At 73.0% G+C, this 24,309-nt stretch carries 22 protein-coding genes and 2 pseudogenes; 15 read left to right on the top strand and 9 right to left on the bottom strand.

Translation table 11 applies throughout. The annotated features are described in order from the left end of the window. Window positions 1-69 precede the first annotated feature (69 nt). Entirely contained in the window at window positions 70-534 is a 465-nt protein-coding gene (locus C1N91_RS03400) for a DUF2231 domain-containing protein (RefSeq protein WP_137766606.1), read from the bottom strand. A gap of 157 nt (window positions 535-691) precedes the next feature. After that, window positions 692-886: a hypothetical protein gene (locus tag C1N91_RS03405; protein ID WP_137766607.1), complete on the bottom strand. Its 195-nt coding sequence runs from the start codon at window positions 884-886 to the stop codon at window positions 692-694. Between the two features lie 138 nt (window positions 887-1,024). On the opposite strand from C1N91_RS03405, the gene C1N91_RS16595 reads away from it, so the two are divergent. Beyond that, complete coding sequence (locus C1N91_RS16595; protein ID WP_175415898.1) at window positions 1,025-1,198, top strand: hypothetical protein; 174 nt, start codon at window positions 1,025-1,027, stop codon at window positions 1,196-1,198. A 116-nt stretch (window positions 1,199-1,314) separates the two neighbouring features. Next, window positions 1,315-1,887 (top strand): TetR family transcriptional regulator, encoded by a 573-nt coding sequence (locus C1N91_RS03410; RefSeq protein WP_137766608.1) that lies wholly within the window; start codon window positions 1,315-1,317, stop codon window positions 1,885-1,887. Here the strand turns inward: C1N91_RS03410 and C1N91_RS03415 are convergent. From C1N91_RS03415 to xylA, 5 genes and pseudogenes are all read right to left on the bottom strand, one after another. Further along, a complete protein-coding gene (locus C1N91_RS03415) occupies window positions 1,845-2,858 on the bottom strand; it encodes an AraC family transcriptional regulator (protein ID WP_137766609.1) in 1,014 nt (337 codons plus the stop codon). The genes C1N91_RS03410 and C1N91_RS03415 overlap by 43 nt on opposite strands. Window positions 2,859-2,935: 77 nt before the next feature. After that, a complete protein-coding gene (locus tag C1N91_RS03420; RefSeq protein WP_137766610.1) occupies window positions 2,936-4,168 on the bottom strand; it encodes an ATP-binding protein in 1,233 nt (410 codons plus the stop codon). A gap of 54 nt (window positions 4,169-4,222) precedes the next feature. Continuing rightward, a pseudogene (locus C1N91_RS03425) lies at window positions 4,223-5,211 on the bottom strand (acetylxylan esterase). 123 nt (window positions 5,212-5,334) lie between these two features. Beyond that, on the bottom strand, window positions 5,335-6,867 hold the full coding sequence (locus C1N91_RS03430; RefSeq protein ID WP_137766611.1) for a xylulokinase: 1,533 nt from the start codon (window positions 6,865-6,867) through the stop codon (window positions 5,335-5,337). Then, complete coding sequence (gene xylA, locus C1N91_RS03435) at window positions 6,860-8,053, bottom strand: xylose isomerase (protein ID WP_137766612.1); 1,194 nt, start codon at window positions 8,051-8,053, stop codon at window positions 6,860-6,862. The genes C1N91_RS03430 and xylA overlap by 8 nt, the downstream gene beginning before the upstream one ends. A 97-nt stretch (window positions 8,054-8,150) precedes the next feature. On the opposite strand from xylA, the gene C1N91_RS03440 reads away from it, so the two are divergent. The 12 genes from C1N91_RS03440 (at window position 8,151) to C1N91_RS03490 (ending at window position 20,254) form a co-directional block, all read left to right on the top strand. Further along, a complete protein-coding gene (locus C1N91_RS03440) occupies window positions 8,151-9,344 on the top strand; it encodes a Gfo/Idh/MocA family protein (protein ID WP_254678328.1) in 1,194 nt (397 codons plus the stop codon). After that, a complete protein-coding gene (locus C1N91_RS03445; protein ID WP_058728956.1) occupies window positions 9,344-10,042 on the top strand; it encodes a ThuA domain-containing protein in 699 nt (232 codons plus the stop codon). Before C1N91_RS03440 ends, C1N91_RS03445 begins: the two co-directional genes overlap by 1 nt. After that, window positions 10,027-11,154, top strand: a complete 1,128-nt coding sequence (locus C1N91_RS03450; protein WP_254678329.1) for a Gfo/Idh/MocA family protein — start codon at window positions 10,027-10,029, stop codon at window positions 11,152-11,154. Before C1N91_RS03445 ends, C1N91_RS03450 begins: the two co-directional genes overlap by 16 nt. A gap of 106 nt (window positions 11,155-11,260) precedes the next feature. Next, on the top strand, window positions 11,261-12,337 hold the full coding sequence (locus C1N91_RS03455; RefSeq protein ID WP_254678330.1) for a sugar phosphate isomerase/epimerase family protein: 1,077 nt from the start codon (window positions 11,261-11,263) through the stop codon (window positions 12,335-12,337). Between the two features lie 172 nt (window positions 12,338-12,509). Continuing rightward, the gene (locus C1N91_RS03460; protein ID WP_137766613.1) at window positions 12,510-13,748 is read left to right on the top strand and encodes an ROK family transcriptional regulator; all 1,239 of its coding nucleotides are present in this window, start codon (window positions 12,510-12,512) and stop codon (window positions 13,746-13,748) included. Next, window positions 13,745-14,791: an NAD(P)-dependent alcohol dehydrogenase gene (locus tag C1N91_RS03465; RefSeq protein WP_137766614.1), complete on the top strand. Its 1,047-nt coding sequence runs from the start codon at window positions 13,745-13,747 to the stop codon at window positions 14,789-14,791. The genes C1N91_RS03460 and C1N91_RS03465 overlap by 4 nt, the downstream gene beginning before the upstream one ends. Window positions 14,792-14,959: 168 nt before the next feature. Then, a complete protein-coding gene (locus C1N91_RS03470) occupies window positions 14,960-16,339 on the top strand; it encodes an MFS transporter (protein ID WP_137766615.1) in 1,380 nt (459 codons plus the stop codon). A gap of 105 nt (window positions 16,340-16,444) precedes the next feature. Continuing rightward, window positions 16,445-17,872 carry a bifunctional UDP-N-acetylglucosamine diphosphorylase/glucosamine-1-phosphate N-acetyltransferase GlmU gene (glmU, locus tag C1N91_RS03475; protein WP_137766616.1) on the top strand — a complete coding sequence of 476 codons (1,428 nt, stop codon included), beginning with the start codon at window positions 16,445-16,447 and terminating at the stop codon, window positions 17,870-17,872. 55 nt (window positions 17,873-17,927) lie between these two features. Further along, window positions 17,928-18,905 carry a ribose-phosphate diphosphokinase gene (locus tag C1N91_RS03480; RefSeq protein WP_137766617.1) on the top strand — a complete coding sequence of 326 codons (978 nt, stop codon included), beginning with the start codon at window positions 17,928-17,930 and terminating at the stop codon, window positions 18,903-18,905. 46 nt (window positions 18,906-18,951) lie between these two features. Then, a complete protein-coding gene (locus tag C1N91_RS17190; RefSeq protein ID WP_254678331.1) occupies window positions 18,952-19,449 on the top strand; it encodes a methyltransferase in 498 nt (165 codons plus the stop codon). After that, the gene (locus tag C1N91_RS17195) at window positions 19,446-19,736 is read left to right on the top strand and encodes a hypothetical protein (protein WP_254678332.1); all 291 of its coding nucleotides are present in this window, start codon (window positions 19,446-19,448) and stop codon (window positions 19,734-19,736) included. The genes C1N91_RS17190 and C1N91_RS17195 overlap by 4 nt, the downstream gene beginning before the upstream one ends. A gap of 26 nt (window positions 19,737-19,762) precedes the next feature. After that, window positions 19,763-20,254, top strand: coding sequence for a GNAT family N-acetyltransferase (locus C1N91_RS03490; RefSeq protein ID WP_137766618.1), 492 nt, complete (start codon window positions 19,763-19,765; stop codon window positions 20,252-20,254). On the opposite strand, the pseudogene C1N91_RS03495 reads toward C1N91_RS03490, so the two are convergent. Further along, window positions 20,241-21,774, bottom strand: a pseudogene (locus C1N91_RS03495) (molybdopterin-dependent oxidoreductase). The gene C1N91_RS03490 and the pseudogene C1N91_RS03495 overlap by 14 nt on opposite strands. A gap of 233 nt (window positions 21,775-22,007) precedes the next feature. Between C1N91_RS03495 and C1N91_RS03500 the strand changes: the two are divergent. Then, window positions 22,008-22,694 (top strand): hypothetical protein, encoded by a 687-nt coding sequence (locus tag C1N91_RS03500; RefSeq protein ID WP_137766619.1) that lies wholly within the window; start codon window positions 22,008-22,010, stop codon window positions 22,692-22,694. Window positions 22,695-22,800: 106 nt separating this feature from the next. Here C1N91_RS03500 and gndA read toward each other — a convergent pair whose 3' ends face one another. After that, complete coding sequence (gene gndA, locus C1N91_RS03505) at window positions 22,801-24,270, bottom strand: NADP-dependent phosphogluconate dehydrogenase (RefSeq protein ID WP_082687415.1); 1,470 nt, start codon at window positions 24,268-24,270, stop codon at window positions 22,801-22,803. Between the last annotated feature and the right edge of the window lie 39 nt (window positions 24,271-24,309).

Below are 24,309 nucleotides of genomic sequence, written 5' to 3' on the forward strand. Positions count from 1 at the left end.
CACCCGTCACGCTCCGCCTCGCCGCTGTGAGGACGGCGGGAACGGTGCGCAACGCGGTGGGGGGTCCTGTCAGCCCTTCCAGACCGAGACGGCGCCGGCGTGGCCGATGACGACGACCTCGACGAGCGAACCGATGCCGGCTGCGACGAGCAGCACGGGGCCGACGATGCCCACCGCACGCACGAGCCCGGAGCTCGTCACCCGCGGGGCGGCGAAGCGGTGCCAGCCCCACCACAGCGTCAGCAGCACGAACACCGCGATCGACCACGGCAGCAGTCCGTCCGCGAGCTCCGTGTGCCGCTCGAGCAACGCGGTCTCCCGCTCACGGTGTTCGAGCCACTCCCCGGACGAGGTCGCGAGCGGCACCGACACCAGCGCCACCAGGGCGATGACCGGTGCGCCGACCGCGAGCCACCGTCGGGCCGCCGGCCACGCCGCGGTGACGATCGCGGTGAGGGCCGCGACCGGGACGCTGACCGTGGTCAGGTGCACGAGGAGCGGGTGGAGGGGGATGCCGTCGAACTGCCAGTCCATCGTGGCCTCTCGGGTCGCGCGCCGGTGGTTCCGACGACCTGCGACCAGCCAACCGGCCCGGTGCGCGCCCCGCTCGTCCAGCAGGCCGCTCGGCGCACTCCGCGATCACTCGAAACCTCACACGGAGGGACCGGGAGGCGGCTCCGACGCGACGCCGTCAGGGGCGGTGGTCGTACCGGCCCGGCGGCGGGTCGAGCGGCAACTGCCTGGGCGACTGCCCGCCGTTCCGCGCTGCGCCCACGGCGGTGACGGAGCGCGTCACGATGCTCACGGCCGTCGCGAACAAGCCGCGCTTCCGCGGGTACTCGAACGCGTCGTCGCCCCACGGTCGGTCGCGGTCCTGTTCTCCCATGACGCCCCTCCTGGTCCCGGTGGTCGTGAGGCTACACGGCCGCGGACCGCACCGGGAGGTCCGGGATCCGACGCCGTCCCGGGAACCCCGGGGGAGCGTGGGTACCGTGGCCCTCCTCACACCGTGAAGGAGCACGCCATGTCCGACGCACACGCCCCCCGCGACACCGTCAACGACCCCGAGGGCACCGAGAAGCCCGGCGGCCTCGGCGAGGACGGCACCATCCCCGCACACCCCGAGGGCGTCGCCGCCGGCTTCGCCGGGGACGACTCGCACTTCAACCCCGAAGAGGACGACGAGACGGCGGAGTAGCCGACCCGAGCACCGACGCAACGGGAGGCCCGTGGCGACGCCGCCACGGGCCTCCCGTCCGTCCCGGATCGCCGCGTCGTCGTCGGACCGCACCGTGGGTCGGTACCGTGTCGGGCATGGCCCGCTTCACGCCCCCCGCTGCCGACGCGATGCGCGCGACCCTGCTCGCCGCCGCCCGCGACGAGTTCGCCGCCCACGGGCTGGCCGGGGCGCGCGTCGAGCGCCTCGCCTCCGAGGCCGGCAGCAACAAGGCGCAGGTCTTCCACTACTTCGGCGGCAAGGACGGGCTCTTCGACGCGCTGCTCACGAGCGAGCTGACGGCCGTCCACGACGCTGCGCCGCTCGACACCGCCGACCTGGCCGCGTGGGCCGGGCGTCTGCACGACGTCCTGGTCGAGCGTCCGTGGGTGGAACGGCTCGCGACCTGGCACCGGCTCGAGCGGCCGGAGGTGCCGCTCGAGGCGCTCGCCGAGCAGTACGCGGACGCGGTCGCCGAGGTCGAGCGGGCCCAGCGCGCCGGGGTGCTCCCGCGACGCTTCCGCCCCGCGGTGCTGTACGGACTCGTCGTCCAGCTCGCCCGGGTCTGGCCGACGCTCCCGCCGGAGGCCGCCGCGTCGGTCGCCGCGGTGGTGCCGCAGCGTCGCCGTCAGGTCGTGGTGGACGCCGTCGGCGCGCTGCTCGGGGACTGACCCGTCGGCGGCGAGACCCGTCGCTGCAGGGTGGCCGAGGGGCGCTCGCCGAAGGCGCCGGCGTAGGTGCCCGCGAACCGGCCGAGGTGGGCGAAGCCCCAGGCCCTCGCGACCTCGGCGACCGTGGTGGTCGTCGGGTCCGCGGCCTCGAGCGCGGTGCGGATGCGGTGCAGGCGGACGTCGCGCAGGAACTGCATCGGGCTCGTCGCACCCGCCCGGTGGAAGGCCGCCTGCAGGCCCCTGGCACTGAGACCGGTCACGCGGCAGACGTCGGCGGTCGTCAGCGGGCGGTGGGCGTTCGCGGCGATCCACTCCTGGGCGGCCCGGACCGCTCCGCGCCCGGCCGCCGCGACGCCCGACAGCGGGGTCTGGTCGAAGGCCGCGAGGACGGCCTCGGCGATCCTGCGGTGCTGCGTGTCCCGGACGGACGGCAGGGCGGACGGGTCCCACAGCGTCGCCGCGGCAGCGGCGATCGTGCGGCGCAGCGCGGGCAGGGCGTCCTGGTCGGCGGTCGTCCGGAGGTCGAGCGGGCCGGGGAGGTCACCGCGGAGCGCGGCCGAGACCGATTCGAGGAAGTCGGCGTCGAAGCGGACCACGTGCTGGACCGCCGGCGCGGCGTCGAAGGCGAAGGGGCGCCCCACCGGGTAGGTGACGGGGACGTTCGGGTGCATCGTGATCGGGTCGCGGCGGTCGGCGTCGAGCACCATGCCGGGTCCGGTGGCCCAGGCCAGGGTGTACTGGCGTCCGGGGTTGATCGTGCCCCAGCGGTGCGCGGCGACCGCAGACGTCGCGATGGTGACCCGGTCGTCGCCGACCGCGCGGTAGCGGTAGGAGAACCCGTCGGACACCGGTTGCCCGACGTTGATGTCGTGACTGCTGTAGACGCCCTCGAACAGCTCGACCGCGTCGTCGACGACGGTGCCGTGCTGCGCGGTCGCAGTGGCGGTGGGGGTTCGGGGATCGGTACGCATGCGGGAGCCAGTCTGCGCCCCGCCGCCGGGAACCCGTTGGGCAGTGCGCGTCGCGGCGTTCCGTCCTCCGTCGCGGATCAGCGCACGTGCGGCCAGTCCGTGGACAGGTAGGCCTCGACGGCCCGGTTGCGGAACGAGTAGGGCTTGCCACGCACGATGATGCCCCGCACGGTGTCCAACCGCTGCGAGAACGGGCCGACGTTCGCGGCCGACGCCAGGCCCATCTGTTCGGCGATGGTGGTCAGTGTCCGTTCCGAGGGATCGAGTGCGGCCATCGCCTCCACGAACTCCCGCTCACGCGACGGCAACCGGTTGAGGATGCGTTCGACGTGAGCGGAGGCCTCGCCCTCTGCACCCTGCCAGCCGCTCCGGACGTCGTCGTCCGTGATCACCGGGGAGGCACCCGCGTTCCACGCCCGCTGGCCCGCGAGCTGGAAGAGGAACGGTTCACCGCAGCACAGCGCGATCAGGGCGCGGACCGCGTCCGGGGTCATGTGGACCACCTCGGTCGATCCGTCCGCGGCCGGGGTCGTCCACCCGTCGATCACGAACGGCTGGAGCGCCTGGGCGAGGTCGGGCTCGTCGATCGAGGTGAGGGTGACGGTGCGGAAGCGCCGGGCGAAGGTGGCTCCCTTGCGCGCCCCGGCCATGTCCTCGAAGTCGGGCAGCCCGGTCAGGTAGACCGCGATCGGGAGGAACCGTTCGATCACCACCCCACCGGGAGCGACGACGTCGACCTGGTGGGCGAGGGCGTCGCCGAGAGCGATGAGCAGCTGCGAGAGCGCCGCCTCGTCCGAGATGTTCTGCACCTCGTCGATGTGGACGAGGACGACCTTGTCCTGCTCGATCGCTGCCTGCCCGATCTCGACGAGCAGCTCGAAGAGACTGGTGAACGCCTCCGGGCCCTGACCCTGGCGGACGGTGACCGAGAATCCCGAGACGGCGAGTTGCTCGACCCGCGCGAAGAGGTCGAGCAGACCCTGCCGCGCCGAGGACCGGAGTCCGGCGGAGTCCGCGAGCCGGAGGAGTGCCGCAGCAACGATGCGGAGCGGATCGGCTCCCGCGGGCATCCTGAGCTGCGGCGTGACCCAGTCCCCGGAATCGATGGCGTGACGGGCGATCCGACGGACGAGACTGGACTTGCCCGTCCCTGGCTCGCCGAGGATCGTCCGCCCGGTCTCGTAGAGGCCGGCGTGCCGACGTGGACGGACGACGTCACGCCAGTCGGAGAGCTGCTCGACCCGCCCAGCCCACACATCAGGGACGACGTCGGAGCCAGGCTGGAACGGGTTGGTGACCGGAGAACGCACGCGTTAACTTTATCAACGACGCAGGCGCGCCGATAACTTTAACACTGCGACTGGTCATCCGAGCCGCTCGGCCAGGAACGCCGCCTGCCGTTCCCAGTGCCGGTGGCCGCCGCCCTCGTGGCCGTTGTACGGGTAGACCTCGATCTGCTTGTCCGCCGACGCGAGCGCGTTGTACGCCGCGAAGGTCGTGCGCGGGGGACCACGTCGTCCATGAGCGCGACGGAGAACAGCGCGGGGGCCGTGATCCGCGCGGCGAGGTTCACGCCGTCGAAGTACGCCGTGGTGTCCCACACGGTGTCGACCGCGTCCCGGTGCACGGCGAGGTACTGGGCGAGCTCGAGGTACGGACCGCCTACCGCGACGTCGGTGCCGTGCTCCCAGTCGGACAGGAACGCGACGTCGGGCATCACCGCGACGAGCGGTGCGGTGTGCGCCTCGACCAGGGCGGCGGCGGCGATCGCGATGCCTCCGCCCTGGCTGCCGCCGGTCAGCGCGATGCGGTCCCGGTCGACGCCGGGCAGCGTGCGGACCGCGTCGACGAGCCGGACGGCGTCCGTGTAGACCCGGCGGTAGTAGTGCTCGGCAGGCGAGGCGATGCCGCTCGCCATCCACCCACCGCCGTTCGGGCCCGAGCCGTGCGGGTCCGGGGTGTCGCCGCCGGAACCCCAGCCGCTGCCCTGCCCGCGGGTGTCCATCACGACGTGCACGTACCCGGCGAGAGCCCACGACACCCGCTCGCCCGGGAGACCCCGGCCTCCGCCGTACCCGATGAACTCGACCACGGCGGGCAGGTCGCCCGTCGCGCCGGCCGGACGCGAGACCCAGGCCCGGACGGGGTCGCCGGCGAAGCCCGGGAACATCAGGTCCTGCACGTCGAGCGCGGTGACCGGGGTCGTCGCGGGGACGAGCACGGGCTCGGTCCCACTGCCGGCCGCCCGGGCCCCGGCGATCGTGTCCGCCCAGAACGCGTCGAGGTCGTCGGGCTGCCGCACCGTCGGGCGGTAGGCGCGGAGCTGGTCCAGGGGCAGGTCGGTGAGCGGCATGGGGGTCCTCAGTGGTGGTGGGTCGTTCCGGGCGTACCCGGTCGGAACGGGCGTACCTGGTCGGAACTTCCGACCAAGTACGCCCGATTCCACCAGGTGGGCGGCTGCTGCGCGACCGTCGGGTCAGCGTGCGGCGGCGCGGTACTGCTCGAGCACCTCGGGGTGCGGGTCCGCGGGCACGACCGTCGCGGAGACCTCCCACGACGGCAGGCTCCCGGTCAGCACCCACGCGGCCTGTCGTGCGGCACCCGAGGCGACGTACTCGCCGGGCTCCGGGATCGACACGTCGCGGCCGAACACCTGCGCGGCGACGGCACGGACGGCCTCGTTCCGCGCGGCACCGCCGATGAGCAGCAGTCGCGACACGTGCACGCCGGTGTCCTCGACCGCGGCGAGCCCGTCGGCCAGGGCGCACAGCATGCCCTCGACGGCGGCGCGTGCCAGGTGCGCCCGGTCCGTCGTCGCGGGCGTCATGCCCACGAGCGAGGCGGTCGCGTCCGGCCGGTTCGGCGTGCGCTCACCGACGAAGTACGGCACGAGCACGAGTCCGTCTGCCCCGGCCGGCGCCTGGAGCGCGAGCTCGCCGAGCTCGCCGTGGTCGACGGAGAGGAGTCCGCCGATCACCTCGAGCACGCGGGCCGCGTTGAGCGTGGTGACGATCGGGAGGCGCGACCCGGTCCCGTCGGCGAAGCCCGCCACGGTCCCGCTCGGGTCGGTCACCTCGGTGTCGGTGACGCCGAAGACCGTCCCGCTGGTGCCGAGGGACACCGCGACGTCGCCCGGGCCGAGCCCGAGGCCGAGCGCGGCGCCCGCGTTGTCGCCGAGCCCCGGCCCGACGACGAGTCCGGCACGGGCGACCCCGCCGCCCGGCAGCTCGACGTCGGAGGACAGCGTGCCCATCGCCTCGTCCGGCGCCACGACCCGCGGCACCACGACCGCATCTGAGGAGCCCGCGGAACCAGGTTCCGGTCGCTGCACCGCGCTCTGCCGTGGTTCCTCGTCCGGAACCTGGTTCCCAGCGACCCGTGCGCGACGACCGAGCGCGGCCTCGAACAGCTCCCCGTCGTACTCCCGGCGCACCGGGTCCCAGTAGCCGGTCCCGCTGGCGTCCGAGCCGTCGGTCGCCAGTGCGTCGAGGTCCGGGCCGAGCGGGCTCTCGTCCGCCGGGCCGTACCCGCGCAGCCGCCACGACAGCCAGTCGTGGGGGAGCGCGACGGCGGCGACGCGCGCCGCGTTCTCCGGCTCGGCGTCGCGGAGCCACCGCAGCTTGGTACCGGTGAACGACGCCACCGGGACAAGACCCGTGCGGGCGACCCATGCCTCCCGGCCGAGCTCCTCGACCATCTGGGCGGCCGCGTCGGCGCTGCGGACGTCGTTCCAGAGGAGCGCGTCGCGGACCACGCGACCGTCGGCGTCGAGCGCGACCATGCCGTGCTGCTGCCCGGCGACCGCGACCGCCGCGACGTCGTCGAACCCGCCGGCGTCCGCGATCGCGGAGCCGAGCGCGTCCCACCAGTGGCGGGGGTCGACGGACGTGCCGTCCGGGTGGGACGCGCGCCCCTCCCGGACGACCGCACCGGTGCCGGCGTCACGGACGGTGACCTTGCAGGACTGCGTCGACGAGTCGACCCCGGCGACGAGGCGACGCTCAGCCACGAGCGCCCATCAGGTGCTCGATCGCGAGCTGCTGGAGGCGCACGAAGCCGAAGCCCTTGCCCCCGAAGTACGCGTCGGCGTCGAAGTCCTCGTACGCCGAGCGGTCGGCGAGGAAGTCGTCGTACGACTCACCGCTGTTCAGCGTCGGGGTGCTCAGCTCGTCGACCTTCGCGGCGGACAGGGCCTCCTGCACCTCGGGGTCGGCGCGGAACGCCTGCGCACGCTCCTTGAGGAGCAGGTACATGCGCATGTTCGCCTTCGCCGAGTCCCAGACGCCCGTGATGTCCTCGGTGCGGCTCGGCTTGTAGTCGAAGTGCCGGGGGCCGTCGTACGCCTGGCCACCCTGCGGGGCGCCGTGCTCGAGCAGGTCGACGAGCGAGAAGGCGTTCTGCAGGTCGCCGTGGCCGAAGACGAGGTCCTGGTCGTACTTGATGCCGCGCTGGCCGTTGAGGTCGATGTGGAAGAGCTTGCCCTGGTAGAGCGCCTGGGCGATGCCGGCGGTGAAGTTCAGTCCAGCCATCTGCTCGTGGCCGACCTCGGGGTTGATGCCGAACAGCTCCGGACGTTCGAGCGTCTCGGTGAAGGCGATCGCGTGGCCGAGGGTCGGCAGGAGGATGTCGCCGCGGGGCTCGTTCGGCTTCGGCTCGATGGCGAAGCGGATGTCGTAGCCCTTGTCGGTGACGTACTGGGCGAGCAGGTTGACGGCCTCGCGGTAGCGCTCGAGCGCGGCCTGCACGTCCTTGGCGGAGTCGTACTCGGAGCCCTCGCGGCCACCCCACATGACGAAGGTCTTCGCGCCGAGCTCTGCGGCGAGGTCGAGGTTGCGGAGGACCTTGCGGAGCGCGAAGCGACGGACGTTCCGGTCGTTCGAGGTGAAGCCGCCGTCCTTGAAGACCGGCGCCGAGAACAGGTTCGTCGTGACCATCGGCACGATGATCCCGGTGGAGTCGAGCGCGCCCTTGAGGCGGTCGATCTGCGCCTGGCGCTCGGCGTCGGTCGAGCCGAACGCGAACAGGTCGTCGTCGTGGAAGGTCAGGCCGTAGGCGCCGAGCTCGTCGAGCTTCTCGACCGCCTCGACCACGTCCAGCGCGGGACGGGTCGGGCCGCCGAACGGGTCGGAGCCGTTGTAGCCGATGGTCCAGAGACCGAAGGAGAACTTGTCGTCGCGGGTGGGCGTCGTTGCCATGGTGGATCACCGTTCGTCGTCGAAACAAAATGTTGCCGCGCCCAACATAAGCGGTAGGGTGGATCCTGGCAACACCGGATCGCAAAGGAGCGAGTGGATGGCACAGGACGGACACGGACCGGGACGACTGCGCGTCGCCATGGTCGGGCACGGTTTCATGGGAGCGGCGCACTCCCAGGCGTGGCGGACCGCACCGCGGTTCTTCGACCTCGGCGTGGAGCCCGAGATGGCCGTGGTCGTCGGCCGTGACGCCGAGCGCACCGAGGCCGCGCGACGGCAGTACGGCTGGCAGGCCGCGTCGACCGACTGGCGGCAGGTGGTGGCGGACCCCGACATCGACATCGTCGACGTCGTGTCGCCCGGGTCCTCGCACGTCGAGGTCGCGATCGCCGCACTCGAGGCCGGCAAGCACGTCCTGTGCGAGAAGCCGCTCGCCAACACCGTGGACGAGGCCGAGGCGATGACCGCCGCCGCGCAGGCCGCCGCCGAGCGCGGCGTCCGCGCGATGGTCGGCTTCAGCTACCGGCGCGTCCCCGCCATCGCGTTCGCCCGGCAGCTGGTCGCGGACGGGAGGATCGGGACGGTCCGCCAGGTCCGCGCGCTCTACCTGCAGGACTGGTTGGCCGACGAGGACGGTCCGATGACGTGGCGCCTGGACAAGGCGCTCGCCGGCTCCGGCTCGCTCGGCGACATCGGTGCGCACGCGATCGACCTCGTCGAGCACGTCACGGGCGCACAGCTGTCGACCGTGTCCGGCACGCTCGAGACCTTCGTGCACGAGCGCCCGCTGATGGCCGAGGGCGTCGGGCTCTCCGGCACCGCGTCGAGCGAACGCGGGCAGGTCACCGTCGACGACGCAGCGTTCTTCCTCGGTCGGCTGACCGGCGGCGCTGCCGAGGGCGCGATCGGCACCTTCGAGGCCACGCGCTACGCGACCGGCCGGAAGAACGGACTGACGCTCGAGGTCAGCGGGTCCGAGGGTGCGATCCAGTTCGACCTCGAGTCGATGAACGAGCTGCGCCTGTACGAGTCGTCGGCGCCCGCGGGGGAGCAGGGCTTCCGCCGCATCCTCGTCACCGAGCCGGAGCACCCGTGGATGGCAGCGTGGTGGCCGACCGGGCACCTCATCGGGTACGAGCACACCTTCAGCCACCAGGTCACCGACTTCGTGCGGGCGATCGTCGCGGGCACCGACCCGCAGCCCTCGTTCGCGGACGGCCTCCACGTGCAGCGGGTCCTCGATGCGGTCGAGCGCAGTGCGGCCGACGGCAGCGCCTGGACGGTGATCTGATGGCTCCGGACAAGAAGGCCCTCGTCGTGCGCGGCGGGTGGGACGGGCACATGCCCGTCGAGACCACCGACCTGTTCGTCCCGTTCCTGCGCGACAACGGCTTCGACGTGCGCGTCGAGGAGGGCACCGCCGTCTACGCCGACGAGGCCGCGATGGCCGACGTCGACCTGATCGTGCAGATCGTCACGATGTCGACGATCGCGGACGACGAGTTCGCCGGACTGCAGCGGGCGGTGCTCGGCGGCGCCGGACTCGCCGGGTGGCACGGCGGGATCGCCGACGCCTTCCGGAACACCGCCGACTACCTGCACATGGTCGGTGGGCAGTTCGCGCACCACGCGGGCAAGCACCCGTCGGAGCGCACCGGCGAGCAGTCCGACAACTACATCCCGTACACGGTGCACATCACCGAAGCGGGGCACGAGCACCCGATCACGCGGGGCATCGAGGACTTCGACCTCGTGACCGAGCAGTACTGGGTGCTCTCCGACGAGTACAACGACGTGCTGGCGACGACCACGCAGGAGGCCCGGGACTTCGACGCCTGGAACCGCCCGGTCACCGCGCCCGCGATCTGGACCCGGCAGTGGGGGCAGGGGCGCGTGTTCGTCTCGGCGCCCGGGCACCGGCTCGAGGTCGTAGAGTCGCAGCCGCTCCGCACGATCATCGAGAGGGGACTCCTGTGGGCAGCCCGGTGAACGACCGTCCGTTGCGGGTGGGGGTCGTCGGTGTCGGCGTCATCAGCCAGCAGTACTTCGAGCACTTCCCGGCGCTGCCCGGGCTCGCGCTCACCGCCGTCGCGGACATCGACGTCGACCGGGCACGAGCCGTGGGCGAGACCCAGGGCGTGCGGGGGACGAGCGTCGACGAGCTCATCGCCGCGGACGACGTCGACGTCGTGCTCAACCTGACGATCCCGGCCGCGCACGCCGAGATCGCCACGCGGGCGCTCGAGGCCGGCAAGCACGTCTACGGCGAGAAGCCGCTCGCGATGTCGACGGCCGAGGCGCAGCCCGTGCTCGACCTCGCCCGCCGCGCGGGCCTGCGGGTCGGCAGCGCGCCGGACACGGTGCTCGGGACCGGGATCCAGACCGCCCGCCAGGCGCTCGACAGCGGCGCGATCGGCACCCCCGTCGCGGCCGCGGTGTCGTGGTCGGCACCCGGGCACGAACTCTGGCACCCGGCACCCGCGTTCTACTACCAGCCGGGCGGCGGCCCGCTGCTCGACATGGGGCCGTACTACCTGACGAGCCTCGTGTCGTTCTTCGGCCCGGTCGTCCGGGTCAGCGGTGCCTCGACCCGGTCGGACCGCGAGCGCACCATCGCGACGGGGCCGGCGGCGGGCACCCCGCTCCGGGTGGACGTCGACACGCACGTGGTCGCCGTCCTCGAGCACGCGGACGGCGTCGTCTCCACGGTGACCGTGTCGTTCGAGGTCTGGGCGACCCGGGCGCCGCTGTTCGAGGTGTACGGCACCGCGGGCACGCTCGGCGTCCCCGACCCGAACCGGTTCTCCGACACGGTGTCGATCGCGGATGCCCACGGGGGAACAGCACAGCCCCGCGAGTGGCGGGACCTGCCGACGAGTGCCGGGTACGCCGACGCCGGGCGCGGGTACGGGCTCGCCGACATGGCGCACGCGATCGCGACCGACCGTCCGCACCGGGCGTCCGGGGAGCTCGCGTTCCACGTGCTCGAGGTGATGGAGGCGGTGTCGACCGCGGCCCGGGAGCACACGGTGGTCGAGGTCCGGTCGCGTGTCGAGCGGCCCGACACCGTCCCGGCGGGTGCCGCACCCGGGTCCTGGTGAGCCAGACTCGGCAGCAGCACGATCCGGCAGCAGCCGCGCTCGGCAGCAGCGCGGGTCGGCAGCACGACGCGAGACGACACACGACAGGCGAGGAAGGACGACGACGATGACGACGACGGACGGAACCGGCGAGACCGAGGTGGGCAGCGCCTCCAGGCCGGACGGCGGTGCCCGGTCGACCAGGCCGGTGACCCTGTTCACCGGGCAGTGGGCGGACCTGCCCTTCGAGGAGGTCGCACGCCTGGCGGGCGAGTGGGGCTACGACGGACTGGAGATCGCCTGCTGGGGCGACCACCTGGACGTCCGGCGCGCCGCGACGGACCCGGAGTACGTGACCGACCGGAAGGCGATCCTCGAGCGGAACGGGCTGCAGGTCTGGACGATCGCGAACCACCTGACCGGCCAGGCCGTGTGCGACGACCCGATCGACCAGCGGCACGAGGACATCCTCGCGCCGCACGTGTGGGGTGACGGCGATCCCGAGGGCGTGCGGCAGCGTGCGGCCGAGGAGCTGCAGTGGACCGCGCGGGCGGCCAGGGCACTCGGCGTCGACACCGTGACGGGCTTCTCCGGGTCGTCGATCTGGAAGACCGTCGCCGGGTTCCCACCGGTCCCGGCGAGCATGATCGAAGCCGGGTACCAGGACTTCCACGACCGCTGGTCGCCGATCCTCGACGTGTTCGAGGAGGTCGGCGTCCGCTTCGCGCTCGAGGTGCACCCCTCCGAGATCGCCTACGACTACTGGACGGCGAAGCGGGCGCTGGAGGTGTTCGCCGACCGGCCGTCGTTCGGGTTCAACTTCGACCCGTCGCACTTCGTGTGGCAGGACCTCGACCCCGCCGCGTTCCTGCTCGACTTCGCCGACCGGGTGTACCACGTGCACTGCAAGGAGTCGGTCAAGCAGCTCGACGGACGCAACGGTCGACTCGGGTCGCACCTGCCGTGGGGCGACCCCCGCCGCGGGTGGGACTTCGTGTCCGCCGGGCACGGGGACGTGCCGTGGGAGCGGGTGTTCCGCGTGCTGAACCACATCGGCTACGCGGGGCCGACCAGCGTCGAGTGGGAGGACGCCGGCATGGACCGGCTCGTCGGCGGCCCCGAGGCGCTGGCGTTCGTCCGCCGACTCGGCACGATCGCCCCGCCCGACGCCGCCTTCGACGCCGCGTTCTCCCGCTCGCGCTGAGCGACGCGCGTGCTCCGCGCGCGTCGGCACCGGGTGCTTCCGGGCGTACCGGGTCGGAACGGGCGTACTCGGCCTTCCGGAACGACCAGGTACGCCCGTTCCCGTCTCCCATCGCAAGCGTTCTGGGAAACTCCGTACGCCCCACACCACGACCACCCCACGAGGAGGACCCATGGCCCGACCGGCCACGACCACGCCCGGCAACGTCGCGCGCGTCCTCCGCATCGTGCACGAGGGCGGACCCGTCACCCGCGCCGAGCTCACCAGGAGCACCGGGCTCAACCGGTCGACGGTGCTCGCCCTCGTCGGGGAACTCGTCGAACGGGGCCTGGTGCACGAGGAGTTCCCGGCCGCCGGAGCCGCCGCTGCCGACCGTCCCGCCGGGGTCGGCCGGCCGAGCGCCGTCGTCCGGGCCTCCGCCGACGTCGTGGCCGCCGCGGTCACGGTCGAGATCGACACCGTCGCGGTGGCGCTCGTCGCCCTCGACGGCACGGTGCGCGACCGGCTCGTCGAACCGCAGCCGAGCGTCCCGACCGCGGCCGTGGCGATCGACGCCGTCGCCCGGCTGCTCGGCGTCCTGACCGCGCGCGCCGCTCCGGCGCTGCGGCTCGTCGGGGTCGGCGTCGCCGTCCCCGGCATCGTCCGGGTCGAGGACGGGGTCGTCCGCGACGCCCCGCACCTCGGGTGGCGGGACGAGCCCTTCGCCGGCCCCCTCGCCGAGCGTCTCGGTCTGCCGGTCCGTGCGGCGAACGACGCCAACCTCGGCGCATGGGCCGAGCGGCTCTACGGCAGCGCGCGCGGCGTCGACGACCTCGTGTACCTGAACGGTGGTGCGAGCGGCATCGGTGGCGGGATCGTCAGTGCCGGCCGACCGTTCAGCGGCGCCGACGGCTACGCGGGCGAGCTCGGGCACACCTTCGTCGCGGCGAACGGCATCCGCTGCCACTGCGGTGCCGTCGGGTGCCTGGAGACCGAGGCCTCCCGCGGGGCCCTGACCGCCGTGACCGGGACCGCGCCCGACGACCTCGACGCCCTCGCCGCGGCGCTCGCCGAGCGGCACGACGCGGTCGAACGCGTCGTCGACCGGCAGGTGGCCGCGCTCGCGACGGCGATCCGGAACGCCATCCACACCGTCGATCCCGAGGTCGTCGTGCTCGGTGGGTTCCTCGGGGTGCTGCTCGGGCACGTCGGGGCCCGCGTCGAGGACGACGTGCGGGCGCAGACGATGGCGGCGATGACCGACCGGCTGCGCATCGTCCCCGCCGAACTCGGGCGGGACGTGCTGGTGCGCGGTGCCGCCGAGCTCGGGTTCGCCGACCTGCTCCGCGACGGGGCACTCCCCACCACGACCGACACCGACCAGACCACGACCGACCGCGAGGACGCGATCGAGGAAGCGAGATCCGCATGAGCACCACCCCCGACACCCAGCGCGCGAGCGTCCTGCTCGGCACCGAGGACCTGACGGTCGAGGACCGCCCGGTCCCCGAGGTCGCCCCCGGCGACGTCCTCGTCCGCGTCGCCGCCGTCGGCGTGTGCGGCTCCGACGTGCACTACTACCGCCACGGCCGCATCGGCGACTTCGTCGTCGAGGAGCCCCTCGTCCTCGGCCACGAGCTCTCCGGCACGATCACCGCGGTCGGCGAGGGCGTCGACCCGGGACGGGTCGGCGAGCGCGTCGCCGTCGAACCGCAGCGTCCGTGCCACCGTTGCGCGCAGTGCCTGGCCGGCCGCTACAACCTCTGCCCCCACATGCGCTTCTACGCGACGCCCCCCGTCGACGGCGCCTTCGCCGAGTACGTCACGATCGAGGCCGAGTTCGCGCACACCCTGCCCGACTCGGTGTCCTTCGAGGCGGGCGCACTGCTCGAACCGCTGTCCGTCGGCATCGCCGCCGCGCGCAAGGCAGGGATCGTCCCCGGCTCCAGCGTCCTCATCGCCGGCGCCGGACCGATCGGCGTCATCTGCGCCCAGGTCGCCCGGGCGTTCGGCGCGACGCGCGTGGTCGTCAGCGACTTGGTCCCCGAGCGCCGCGAGCGCGCGCTGTCGTTCGGCGCCACGACGGTCGTCGACCCCGTGGCGGTGGACGTCACGTCGGACATCGTCCCCGTCGACGCCTTCATCGACGCCAGCGGTGCGCCGCGCGCCGTGTCGGACGGCATCAAGGCCGTCGGACCCGCGGGGGCCGCGGTGCTCGTCGGCCTCGGCAACTCCGAGATGGTGCTGCCGGTGGAGCACATCCAGAACCTCGAGGTGACGGTCACCGGCATCTTCCGCTACACGAACACGTGGCCGGTCGCCATCGGCCTGGTCGCCTCCGGCCAGGTCGACCTCGACGCGCTCGTCACCGGACGCTTCGGCCTCGACGACGTCCGCGAGGCCCTCGAGAGCGACACCGACCCGGCCTCGCTCAAGTCGGTGGTCTACCCGAACGGTGTCCCCGCGGGAGAGTGACGACGTGGGCCGACGTGCGCGAGGCGGGTCGCGCCGTCGGGTGACCGGTCGACGGACGGGAGGCGCGGTGCCGGCGGGTGCCGCGCCTCCCGTCCGTCGTCCGGTCACCACGGAGAGCCGTGGCCGGGTCGTCCCCGCCCGGCCACCGGGACGCGCTACGGTTCGGCCATGACCGCGACACCGGCGGCGGCAGTGCCGCAGCGCACCGACCGGCGGGCCCTCGTGTCCTGGGCGCTCTGGGACTGGGGGTCCTCGGCGTTCACCGCCGTCGTCACCACCTTCGTCTTCAGCACGTACCTGGCGAGCCGGGCGTTCGTCGACCCGCGACTCGTCGCTGCCGAGGACTCCTCGGCGACCGCCGCCCGGGCCGTGGAGCGGGAGCTCGCGCACAACGCGGCGACCGTCTCGACGGCGTTGACGCTCGCGGGGATCGTCGTCGCACTCGTCGCGCCCGCGGTCGGCCGGCTCGCGGACTCCTCTGGCCACCGCCGTCGGTCCGTGCTCATCGGCACGATCGGCGTCGCGCTGTCGATCGGAGCGATGGTGTTCGTCGCGCCGCAGCAGCCGTACCTGGTGCTCGGCGCGGCGCTCCTCGGCATCGGGACCGTCGCGTACGAGGTCGCCACCGTCGGCTACAACGCGATGCTCGGCCAGGTGGCGTCCGGACCGCAGACGGGGCGCGTGTCGGCGGTCGGTTGGGCGGCCGGGTACTTCGGCGGGATCGTGCTGCTCGTCGTCCTGCTCCTGCTCTGCATCCAGGACTTCGGCACCGAGGGGGTCGCCGGACTCCTGCAGCTGCCGTCGACCGTCGCGGACGGGTCGTGGGACGTCCGGGTCGCGATCGGCATCGCCGCGGTCTGGCTCGCGGTCAGCTCGGTCCCGCTCTTCCTGACCGTGCCCGAGGCGGCGCCGGACCGCTCCCGCACCGGCGGGCTGCTCAGCGCGTACCGCGACCTCGGCCGGCACGTCGCCCGACTGTGGCGCGAGCGTCGGAACGTCCTGGTCTTCCTGCTCGCGAGCGCCGTGTTCCGCGACGGGGTCGGCGCGGTGTTCACCTTCGGCGGCATCGTCGCCGCGCAGGTCTTCGGGTTCAGCCCGTCGCAGGTGATCCTCTTCGCGATCGCGGCGAACGTCGTGGCCGGTGTCGCGACCTTCACGTCCGGGCGGCTCGACGACCGGTTCGGCTCGCGGGCGGTCATCACCGTGTCGCTCGTCGGACTCGCGCTGACCGGCATCGGCGTGTTCCTCATCGGGAACGCCACCGCCGGGTTCTGGGTGCTCGGCCTCACGCTCGCGATCTTCGTCGGGCCGGTGCAGTCGTCGTCCAGGGCCTACCTGGCGCGGCTCGCCACCCCGGGGCGCGAGGGCGAGCTGTTCGGCCTCTACGCGACGACGGGTCGGGCCGCCTCGTTCCTGGCGCCGGCGCTGTTCGGCATCGCGGTGACGATCGGCGGGTCGACGCGGTTCGGGATCATCGGCGTGGTCGTGGTGCTCGTCGCGGGGCTCGTGCTCATGGCGTTCGTGCAGCGGGAGCCCGCGCGCGCGTAGTCCGCCGGTCGGGGCGGCCTGTCTGCGCGCCCGGTCCGCGCTCCTCGTCCGCGGTCTCGGTGCGGCCGCGGCACCCGGTCGGGGCGCATGCGCCAGGATGGGGGCATGACCGACCAGCGGATCGCCGTCGTCGTCCTCGCCGCCGGGCAGGGCACGCGCATGAAGTCCTCCACGCCGAAAGTGCTGCACCGCCTCGCCGGCCTGCCCCTGCTGGCGCACGTGCTGCGCACGGCGTCCTCCATCGAGCCGGAGCACGTCGCCGTCGTCGTGCGGCACGAGCGCGAGCGCGTCGCGGCCGAGGTCGCAGAGCGCGCCCCCGGTGCGATCGTGGTCGACCAGGACGAGGTCCCCGGCACCGGGCGTGCCGTCGAGGTCGCCGTGCAGGCGCTGCCGGCGGACTTCGACGGCTCGGTCGTGGTGCTCTCCGGCGACGTCCCGCTGCTCGACACGGCGTCCCTCCGGCGCCTCGTGGACGCACACGCGGGCAACGCGGTGACCCTGGTCAGCGCGATCGCCCCCGACCCCACCGGGCTCGGCCGGGTCGTCCGCGACGCCGACGGTGCCTTCGTCCGGGTCGTCGAGCACAAGGACGCCACCGAGGACGAGCGGGCCATCACCGAGGCGAACGCCGGCATCTACGCGTTCGACGTGACCCACCTCCGTGCGGTGCTGCCCTCGCTCACCACGGCGAACGCGCAGGGCGAGAAGTACATCACCGACGTCCCGTCCCTCGTCGCCGCGCGGGGCGGGACGATCGACGTCGTCACGCTGACCGACCCCTGGCTCGTCGCCGGCATCAACGACCGCGCCCAGCTCGCCGACGCCGCCCGCGAGCTCAACGCCCGCATCGTCCGCCGGCACCAGCTCGCCGGTGTCTCCGTGCAGGACCCGGCGACCACCTGGATCGACGTCGACGTCACCATCGAGGCCGACGCGGAGGTCCTGCCCGGCACCCAGCTCGTCGGGGCGACGGCGATCGCCGCGGGCGCGGTGGTCGGGCCGGACACCACGCTCCGCGACACCGAGGTCGGCGCCGGCGCGGTCGTGAACCGCGTGGACGCCACCCTGGCGGTCGTGGGCGACGGTGCCACGGTCGGGCCCTTCGCCTACCTGCGACCGGGCACGATCCTGGGCGAGCGGGGCAAGATCGGCACGTTCGTCGAGACGAAGAACGCGGTGATCGGTCGCGGCAGCAAGGTCCCGCACCTGTCGTACATCGGCGACGCCGAGGTCGGCGAGGACTCGAACATCGGCGCCAACACGATCACGGCGAACTACGACGGCGTGCACAAGCACCGCACCGAGGTCGGGTCGCACGTCCGCACAGGCTCGCACAACGTGTTCGTCGCCCCGGTTAGGATTGGTGACGGGGCGTACACCGGCGCGGGTACGACCGTCCGCAAGGACGTACCGGCCGGGTCGCTGGCGATCAGCTACGCCCCGCAGCGCAACACCGACGGATGGGTCGAGGAACACCGACCCGGTTCGCCGGCGGCCGAGGCGGCTCGGCGCGCGCACGGCGAACAGATCTGACGGCGGTCGGGTCGATCGAGACGGCCCCGAGCGGGTCAGGGAGTGAGCACCGCACTTGTCCGGAATCAAGACCACGGGCCAGAAACGACTCGTCCTCGTGTCGGGCCGGGCGCACCCGGAGCTCTCGGCGCAGATCGCCGAGGAACTCGGGGTCGACCTCGTCCCGACCGACGCCCGGACCTTCGCGAACGGTGAGCTCTACGCCCGCTTCGACGAGTCGGTCCGCGGCTGCGACGCGTTCGTCATCCAGTCGCACACCGCGCCGATCAACGAGTGGCTCATGGAGCAGCTCATCATGGTCGACGCCCTCAAGCGCGCGTCGGCGAAGCGCATCACCGTCGTCGCGCCCTTCTACCCCTACGCCCGCCAGGACAAGAAGGGCCGCGGCCGCGAGCCGATCTCGGCCCGGCTCGTCGCCGACCTGTTCAAGGCAGCCGGCGCCCACCGCATCATGAGCGTCGACCTGCACGCCGCACAGATCCAGGGCTTCTTCGACGGCCCCGTCGACCACCTGTTCGCGATGCCCGTCCTGCTCGAGCGCTTCCAGCAGATCCTCGACCCGGCGACCCTGACCGTCGTGTCGCCCGACATGGGCCGCGTGCGTGTCGCCGACATCTGGTCCGAGAAGCTCGGCGCCCCGCTGGCGATCATCCACAAGCGCCGCGACCCGCTCGTGCCGAACCAGGTGTCCGTGCACGAGATCGTCGGCGACGTCTCCGGCCGCGTCTGCCTGCTCGTCGACGACCTCATCGACACCGGCCGCACCATCGCCAAGGCGGCCGAGGCCCTGAAGGCGAACGGCGCGACCGGCGTCGTCGTCGCGGCGACCCACGCCGTGTTCTCCGACCCGGCGACCGAGCTGCTGCAGAGCGAGTTCATCGACCGCGTCGTCGTCACCGACACCCTGCCGCTGCCCGAGGACAAGCGGTGGGATCGTCTCGAGGTCCTGCCGATCGCGCCGCTCATCGCGCGCGCGATCCACGAGGTCTTCGACGACGGTTCCGTCACGTCCATGTTCGACGGTGCCGCGTAGCCGGACCGGCCACGTGCTCAGCGTGACCCGTCCGGTGCGGTGAGCCGTGCCTCCCGTCCACCCGGCGCGCGCCGCGCTGGCCGCCCGACTGCGGTCGGCGGGAAGCGTCTTCGCCGAGGACGAGGCGGACCTGCTGCTCGAGGCCGGTGACGGCGACCCCGTGAAGCTGCGCGGGCTCGTGCAGCGCCGGCTCGGCGGCGAGCCGCTCGAGGTCGTGCTCGGCTGGGCCGCCTTCGACGGGCACCGCGTCCGGGTCGCGCCGGGCGTGTTCGTCCCACGGACCCGGACCACCGTCGTGGTGGAGCAGGCGGCACGGCGGCTGCACCGCTACGACCGGGTCGTCGACCTGTGCTGTGGGGTCGGCGCGATCTCGGTGGCGTTGCTCGGTCGAGTCGGAGCGCTCGACCTGGTCGCAGCGGACGTCGACCCCGACGCGGTGGACGTCGCGGCGGAGAACATCGGTGACCGGGGATCGTCGTCCTGGGTGACCTCTTCGCGCCGTTGCCGGAGCGTCTCCGCGGAGCCGTCGACGTCGTCGCGGTGAACGCGCCGTACGTGCCGTCCGGGGCACTGTCGACCATGCCGGCCGAGGCGCGGGAGCACGAGCGGCTCGTCGCACTGGACGGCGGGCCCGACGGGCTCGACGTGCACCGACGGGTGGCGGCGGGAGCGGGGGAGTGGCTCCGGCCGGGTGGCGCGGTCGTCATCGAGGCGTCGTCCGACCAGGCGCCCGTGTCGGCGGCCGCGTTCGAGCGTGCCGGCTTCGCCGTGACGATCGCGTCCGACGCAGCGGTCGACGGGACGTGCATCGTCGCGGAGCTGCCCGTCTGACGCCTGCGCCGCGGTACCGTCACGGCGTGCAGTACTCGTTCACACCACCGACCGCAGCGGAGTTCCGGGCCCTGTACGACGAGACCGGGTGGGCTTCGTGGGACCTCGAGCGGTTCGACCGGGCACTGGCCGGCAGCTGGGTGGTGTGCAGCGCGCGGGACGAGGTGGGTCGTCTGGTCGGGATCGGGCGCCTGATCAGCGACGGTGCCCTGCACGCCTTCGTCACCGAGATGATCGTGTCGGAGGGCGTCCGTGGAAGGGGCGTCGGCGGCGAGGTCCTCGCACGGCTCGTCGCCGAGGCACGACGTCGCGGTGTCGAGGACGTGCAGCTCTTCGCGGCTCGGGGCCGAGCGTCGTTCTACGAGCAGCACGGCTTCGTCCGCCGGCACGAGGACGGACCGGGCATGGACCTCGACACGGCCCTCACGACGGCCGCGACCGGTGGCCGTGGCGACGGCGACGGCGACGGTGGTGGTAGCGGCGGCGACGGCGACGGCGACCCGGTCAGCCGGCGCTGACCTGCACCTCGTGCCACCCGGTGGCGCCGTTCGGGGCCGGCGGCCGCTCCACGCTCGTCTGCACCTGGCCGTCGGCGCTGACCGCCCGGACCCGGATCGTGTGCGAGCCCGCGTCCGGCGTCCAGCGGACCACCCACTGCCGCCAGGTGTCCGCCGAGACCGAGTCCGCCAGGTCGGCGTCCTGCCACTCGCCGTCGTCGATGCGCACCTGCACCGCCTTGACCCCGGTGTGCGGCTGCCACGCGACGCCGGCCACCGCGACCGGCTGTCCGGCGGTCAGCGAGGCACCGCCCCGAGGGGTGTCGATCCGCGACTCGAGCTTCACCGGCCCACGTTCCGACCAGCCGCGCGGGTCCAGTACCCCTGGGCGTCGGCGAACCGGGTGACCTCGAGCTCGGTGACCCACTTCGTCGCCGAGACGTAGCCGAACAGCCCGGGGACCACCATGCGCACCGGGAACCCGTGCTCGGCGGGGAGCGGTTCGCCGTTCATCCCGATCGCCAGCAGTGCCGCCGTGCTCTCGTCCTGCAGCACGTCGAGCGGTGTCCCGCGGAGAACCCGTCGATGCTGCGGGAGAGCACCATGTCGGCGCCGTCCTGCACGCCCGCGCGGGCGAGCAGATCACGGATCGGGTAGCCGAGCCACAGCGCGTTGCCGATGAGGTCCCCGCCGACCTCGTTCGACACGCAGCTGAGCGTGGCCATGTGCTCCTGCAGGGGAAGCGCGAGCAGCTCGTCCCAGGTCAGGACGACCTCGCGGTCGACGGCGCCGTGGATGCGGAGCGACCAGTCGGCCGGATCGATCGACGGAACCCGGAGCGCCGTGTCGATGCGGTAGAAGTCGGCGTTCGGGGTGACGTAGGGCGTGATCCCGTCGACGTCGAGCGACGCCCCGGAGGGGACGGCCGGAGCGGTCGTCGCGGCGCGGGGGAGCCGGACAGCGCGTCGTGCGGCCGCCGCAGCCTGCATCGCCGCCGTTCCGGCTCGCGACGCGCCGCCGACGACGATCGCCGCAGCGGCAGCCGTCGCGCTCCACACCAGGAAGGCGCGTCGTTCGGTCGCCGCGGGGCGCGGCGACGCCGACGGCACGGCGGCCGCGGCCTCCCACCGGCGGAGTCGACGCAGGAGCACGCGGAGCACGACGATCGCTGCGGCGACACCGAGCACCGTCGGAGCGCCGTCCCAGGTGCCGCTGCCCGAGCGGGTGGTGACGGCGACCAGCGCGAGGACCGCGCCGGCCGCCAGGACGAGCGCGCCGAACGGTGGCCGGGCACGTTCGAGCACGCCGGCGCCCGCGCTGATCGCTGCCGTGATGACGGCCATGAGCACGAAGAGGGCGATCTTGTCCCCGGTTCCGAACAGCCCGACCATCACGTCCTTCGCCGCCGGGGGAGCGAGGTCGATCACGGCGGAGCCGACGGCCACGAGCGGACTGCCCGCCCCGCCGAGCAGCAGCGCGCCGAACTCGGCGACCGCCAGGAACGCGGCGATCGCGATCACACCACACACGGCCGCGAGCAGGGCCGGACGCCGGACCCGTGTGGGAGTCGGTGCCTGCTCGGCGGTCGGTGTCGCTGTCGTGCTCACCCGTGCAGCGTAGGTCGACGTCGCCGCGGACGGGCTGACAGCCGCGTGCTCGTGGACGGCGGGCGTCCGCTCCGCGGCTGTGCAGGGATCGTCACCCCGACGGGTTCGTCGAGCGTTCACTGCTCACGGACAGCGCGGCCGACCGGACCCGTGCGAGGATCGGGAGCGTGTTGGACCGACCAGACCGCGTGCCCCGCCGCGGTCGCGTGCGGCGGTCGCGCTCCGCGTGGACGGTCGGACGGCGCTTCGCGGTCCTGCGCTGGAGCATCGTCGGCATCTGGACCGCACTCCTGGTCGGCCGGATCATCGTCGTCTCGACGGCGCCGCAGACCGACCTGACGTTCTTCGGCATCGCCGAGCTCGTCGCGATCACCGTCGGGGTGGTCGGCGTCGTCGTCGCCGTCGTGCGCGCCCGGGCGATCCGCCGTCGCCGTGCGGACGAAGCGCTCGCGCTGGCGATCCGTCGCATCGACCCGACCGTCTGGCTGGTCCCGGCAGCGCCGACTCCGGAGCTGCGGCAGGACGTGCAGCGGACCCGACCCGAGGCCACCCTGGGCGAGCGGGTGACCTGGGCGTTCGGAGCCACCGAGGCATCGCTGTGGGAGCTCGAGGAGCGCCGGGCGACCCGGTTGCTCGTGATCCGCTGGAGCCGCATGGTGCACGTCGGCGTCGAGGACGTCCTCGGGGAGCGGAACGCGAGCGCCGTGGCCATGCACTACGTGCGACCGGACGACAGCGCCGCCGTCGCGACCTTCTTCGTCCGCTCGTCCCCGGGATCCCGTCGACTGCTCGGGCGGGGTCCCAGGCTCGAGCGGCTCGTCGCCGACCTCGCGCGCGAGCGCATCGTCGCCTGACCCGCAGCGCCCGTCCGCAGGCGGGAGCGCGGGCGTGGGCGGTGGTGCTCGACCGCCTCGCACGCAGCAGGCCCCGTCGGATGACGGAGCCTGCTGCGCACCCGGGTCAGTGCGTGGAGGGTTCCTGCTCGACCTCGCGGCGGCCGTCCTCGGACCACAGCGTGTGGAAGGTGCCGTCCTTGTCGACGCGCTGGTAGGTGTGCGCGCCGAAGAAGTCGCGCTGCCCCTGGATGAGCGCCGCCGGCAGGCGGTCGGACGCCAGCGAGTCGAAGTACGCCAGCGCGGACGAGAACCCCGGGGCGGGGATGCCCGACGCCGCGGCGATGCCGACGATGCGGCGCCAGGCCGCCTCGCCCTCGGCGACGGCGTCCGCGAAGTACGGGTCGACCAGCAGGCTCTCGAGCGAGGGGTTCTTGTCGTACGCCTCGACGATGCGGTTGAGGAACTGTGCACGGATGATGCAGCCGCCGCGCCAGATCTTCGCGATGTCGCCCAGGTTGATGTCCCAGTCGTACTCCTTCGCCCCGGCGATGATGAGGTCGAAGCCCTGCGCGTACGCGACGACCTTCGACGCGTACAGCGCCGCGCGGACGTCGTCCTCGAAGGTGTCGGGCACGTCGACGACGTCCGGACGGCTCGTGACCGAGCGCTGCACGGCGGCGCGCTGGGTCGGCTTCGACGACACGGCCCGGGCGAACACGGCCTCGCCGATGCCCGACACCGGGATCCCGAGGCCGACCGCGTTCTGCACGGTCCAGACGCCGGTGCCCTTGGAGCCGGCCTCGTCGCGGATGACGTCGACGAGCGGCTTGCCGGTGTCGGCGTCCTGCTGCTTGAGGACCTCGCCCGTGATCTCGATCAGGTACGACTCGAGGTCGCCCTCGTTCCACTTCTCGTAGATCTGCACGAGTTCGTCGACCGAGTGCCCGCCGGCACGACGGAGCAGGTCGTAGGACTCGGCGATCAGCTGCATGTCGGCGTACTCGATGCCGTTGTGGACCATCTTGACGAAGTGACCGGCACCGTCGGTCCCGATGTGCGTCACGCACGGCTCGCCCTCCGCCACTGCGGCGATCGACTTCAGGATCGGTCCGAGGGTCTCCCACGCCTCGTCCGAACCGCCGGGCATGATCGACGGGCCCTTCAGCGCGCCCTCCTCGCCACCCGAGATGCCGGTGCCGACGAAGTTCAGGCCCTTCTCGCGCAGGTCGTGCTCACGGCGGATGGTGTCGTGGAAGTTCGCGTTGCCGCCGTCGACGATGATGTCGCCTTCCTCGAAGCGGTCGGCGAGCTGCTCGATGACGGCGTCGGTACCCTTGCCGGCCTGCACCATGATGATCGCGGTGCGCGGCTTCGACAGCGACGCGACGAAGCCGTCGATGTCCTCCGACGCGATGAACCCCATGTCACCGTGCTCGTCCATGAGCTCCTGGGTCCGTGCGTAGGTGCGGTTGTAGACCGCGACCGTGTTGCCCTCGCGCGAGGCGAGGTTGCGGGCCAGGTTCGAGCCCATCACCGCCAGACCGACGACACCGATGTTCGCTGTGCCGCCGTCGTGCTGTTCGTTGTCCGCCACCTGAGTCTCCTTCGTCCTGACGTGTCGCGGCCCACCGTA

It is taken from the genome of Curtobacterium sp. SGAir0471, from assembly GCF_005490985.1.
In the GTDB taxonomy this organism is placed as follows: Bacteria; Actinomycetota; Actinomycetes; order Actinomycetales; family Microbacteriaceae; genus Curtobacterium.

Coding starts and splice junctions, on each gene's coding strand:
- C1N91_RS03400 (WP_137766606.1), bottom strand. CDS start 534: ATGGACTGGCAGTTCGACGGCATCCCCCTCCACCCGCTCCTCGTGCAC.
- C1N91_RS03405 (WP_137766607.1), bottom strand. CDS start 886: ATGGGAGAACAGGACCGCGACCGACCGTGGGGCGACGACGCGTTCGAG.
- C1N91_RS16595 (WP_175415898.1), top strand. CDS start 1,025: ATGTCCGACGCACACGCCCCCCGCGACACCGTCAACGACCCCGAGGGC.
- C1N91_RS03410 (WP_137766608.1), top strand. CDS start 1,315: ATGGCCCGCTTCACGCCCCCCGCTGCCGACGCGATGCGCGCGACCCTG.
- C1N91_RS03415 (WP_137766609.1), bottom strand. CDS start 2,858: ATGCGTACCGATCCCCGAACCCCCACCGCCACTGCGACCGCGCAGCAC.
- xylA (WP_137766612.1), bottom strand. CDS start 8,053: ATGGCAACGACGCCCACCCGCGACGACAAGTTCTCCTTCGGTCTCTGG.
- C1N91_RS03440 (WP_254678328.1), top strand. CDS start 8,151: ATGGCACAGGACGGACACGGACCGGGACGACTGCGCGTCGCCATGGTC.
- C1N91_RS03445 (WP_058728956.1), top strand. CDS start 9,344: ATGGCTCCGGACAAGAAGGCCCTCGTCGTGCGCGGCGGGTGGGACGGG.
- C1N91_RS03455 (WP_254678330.1), top strand. CDS start 11,261: ATGACGACGACGGACGGAACCGGCGAGACCGAGGTGGGCAGCGCCTCC.
- C1N91_RS03460 (WP_137766613.1), top strand. CDS start 12,510: ATGGCCCGACCGGCCACGACCACGCCCGGCAACGTCGCGCGCGTCCTC.
- C1N91_RS03465 (WP_137766614.1), top strand. CDS start 13,745: ATGAGCACCACCCCCGACACCCAGCGCGCGAGCGTCCTGCTCGGCACC.
- C1N91_RS03470 (WP_137766615.1), top strand. CDS start 14,960: ATGACCGCGACACCGGCGGCGGCAGTGCCGCAGCGCACCGACCGGCGG.
- glmU (WP_137766616.1), top strand. CDS start 16,445: ATGACCGACCAGCGGATCGCCGTCGTCGTCCTCGCCGCCGGGCAGGGC.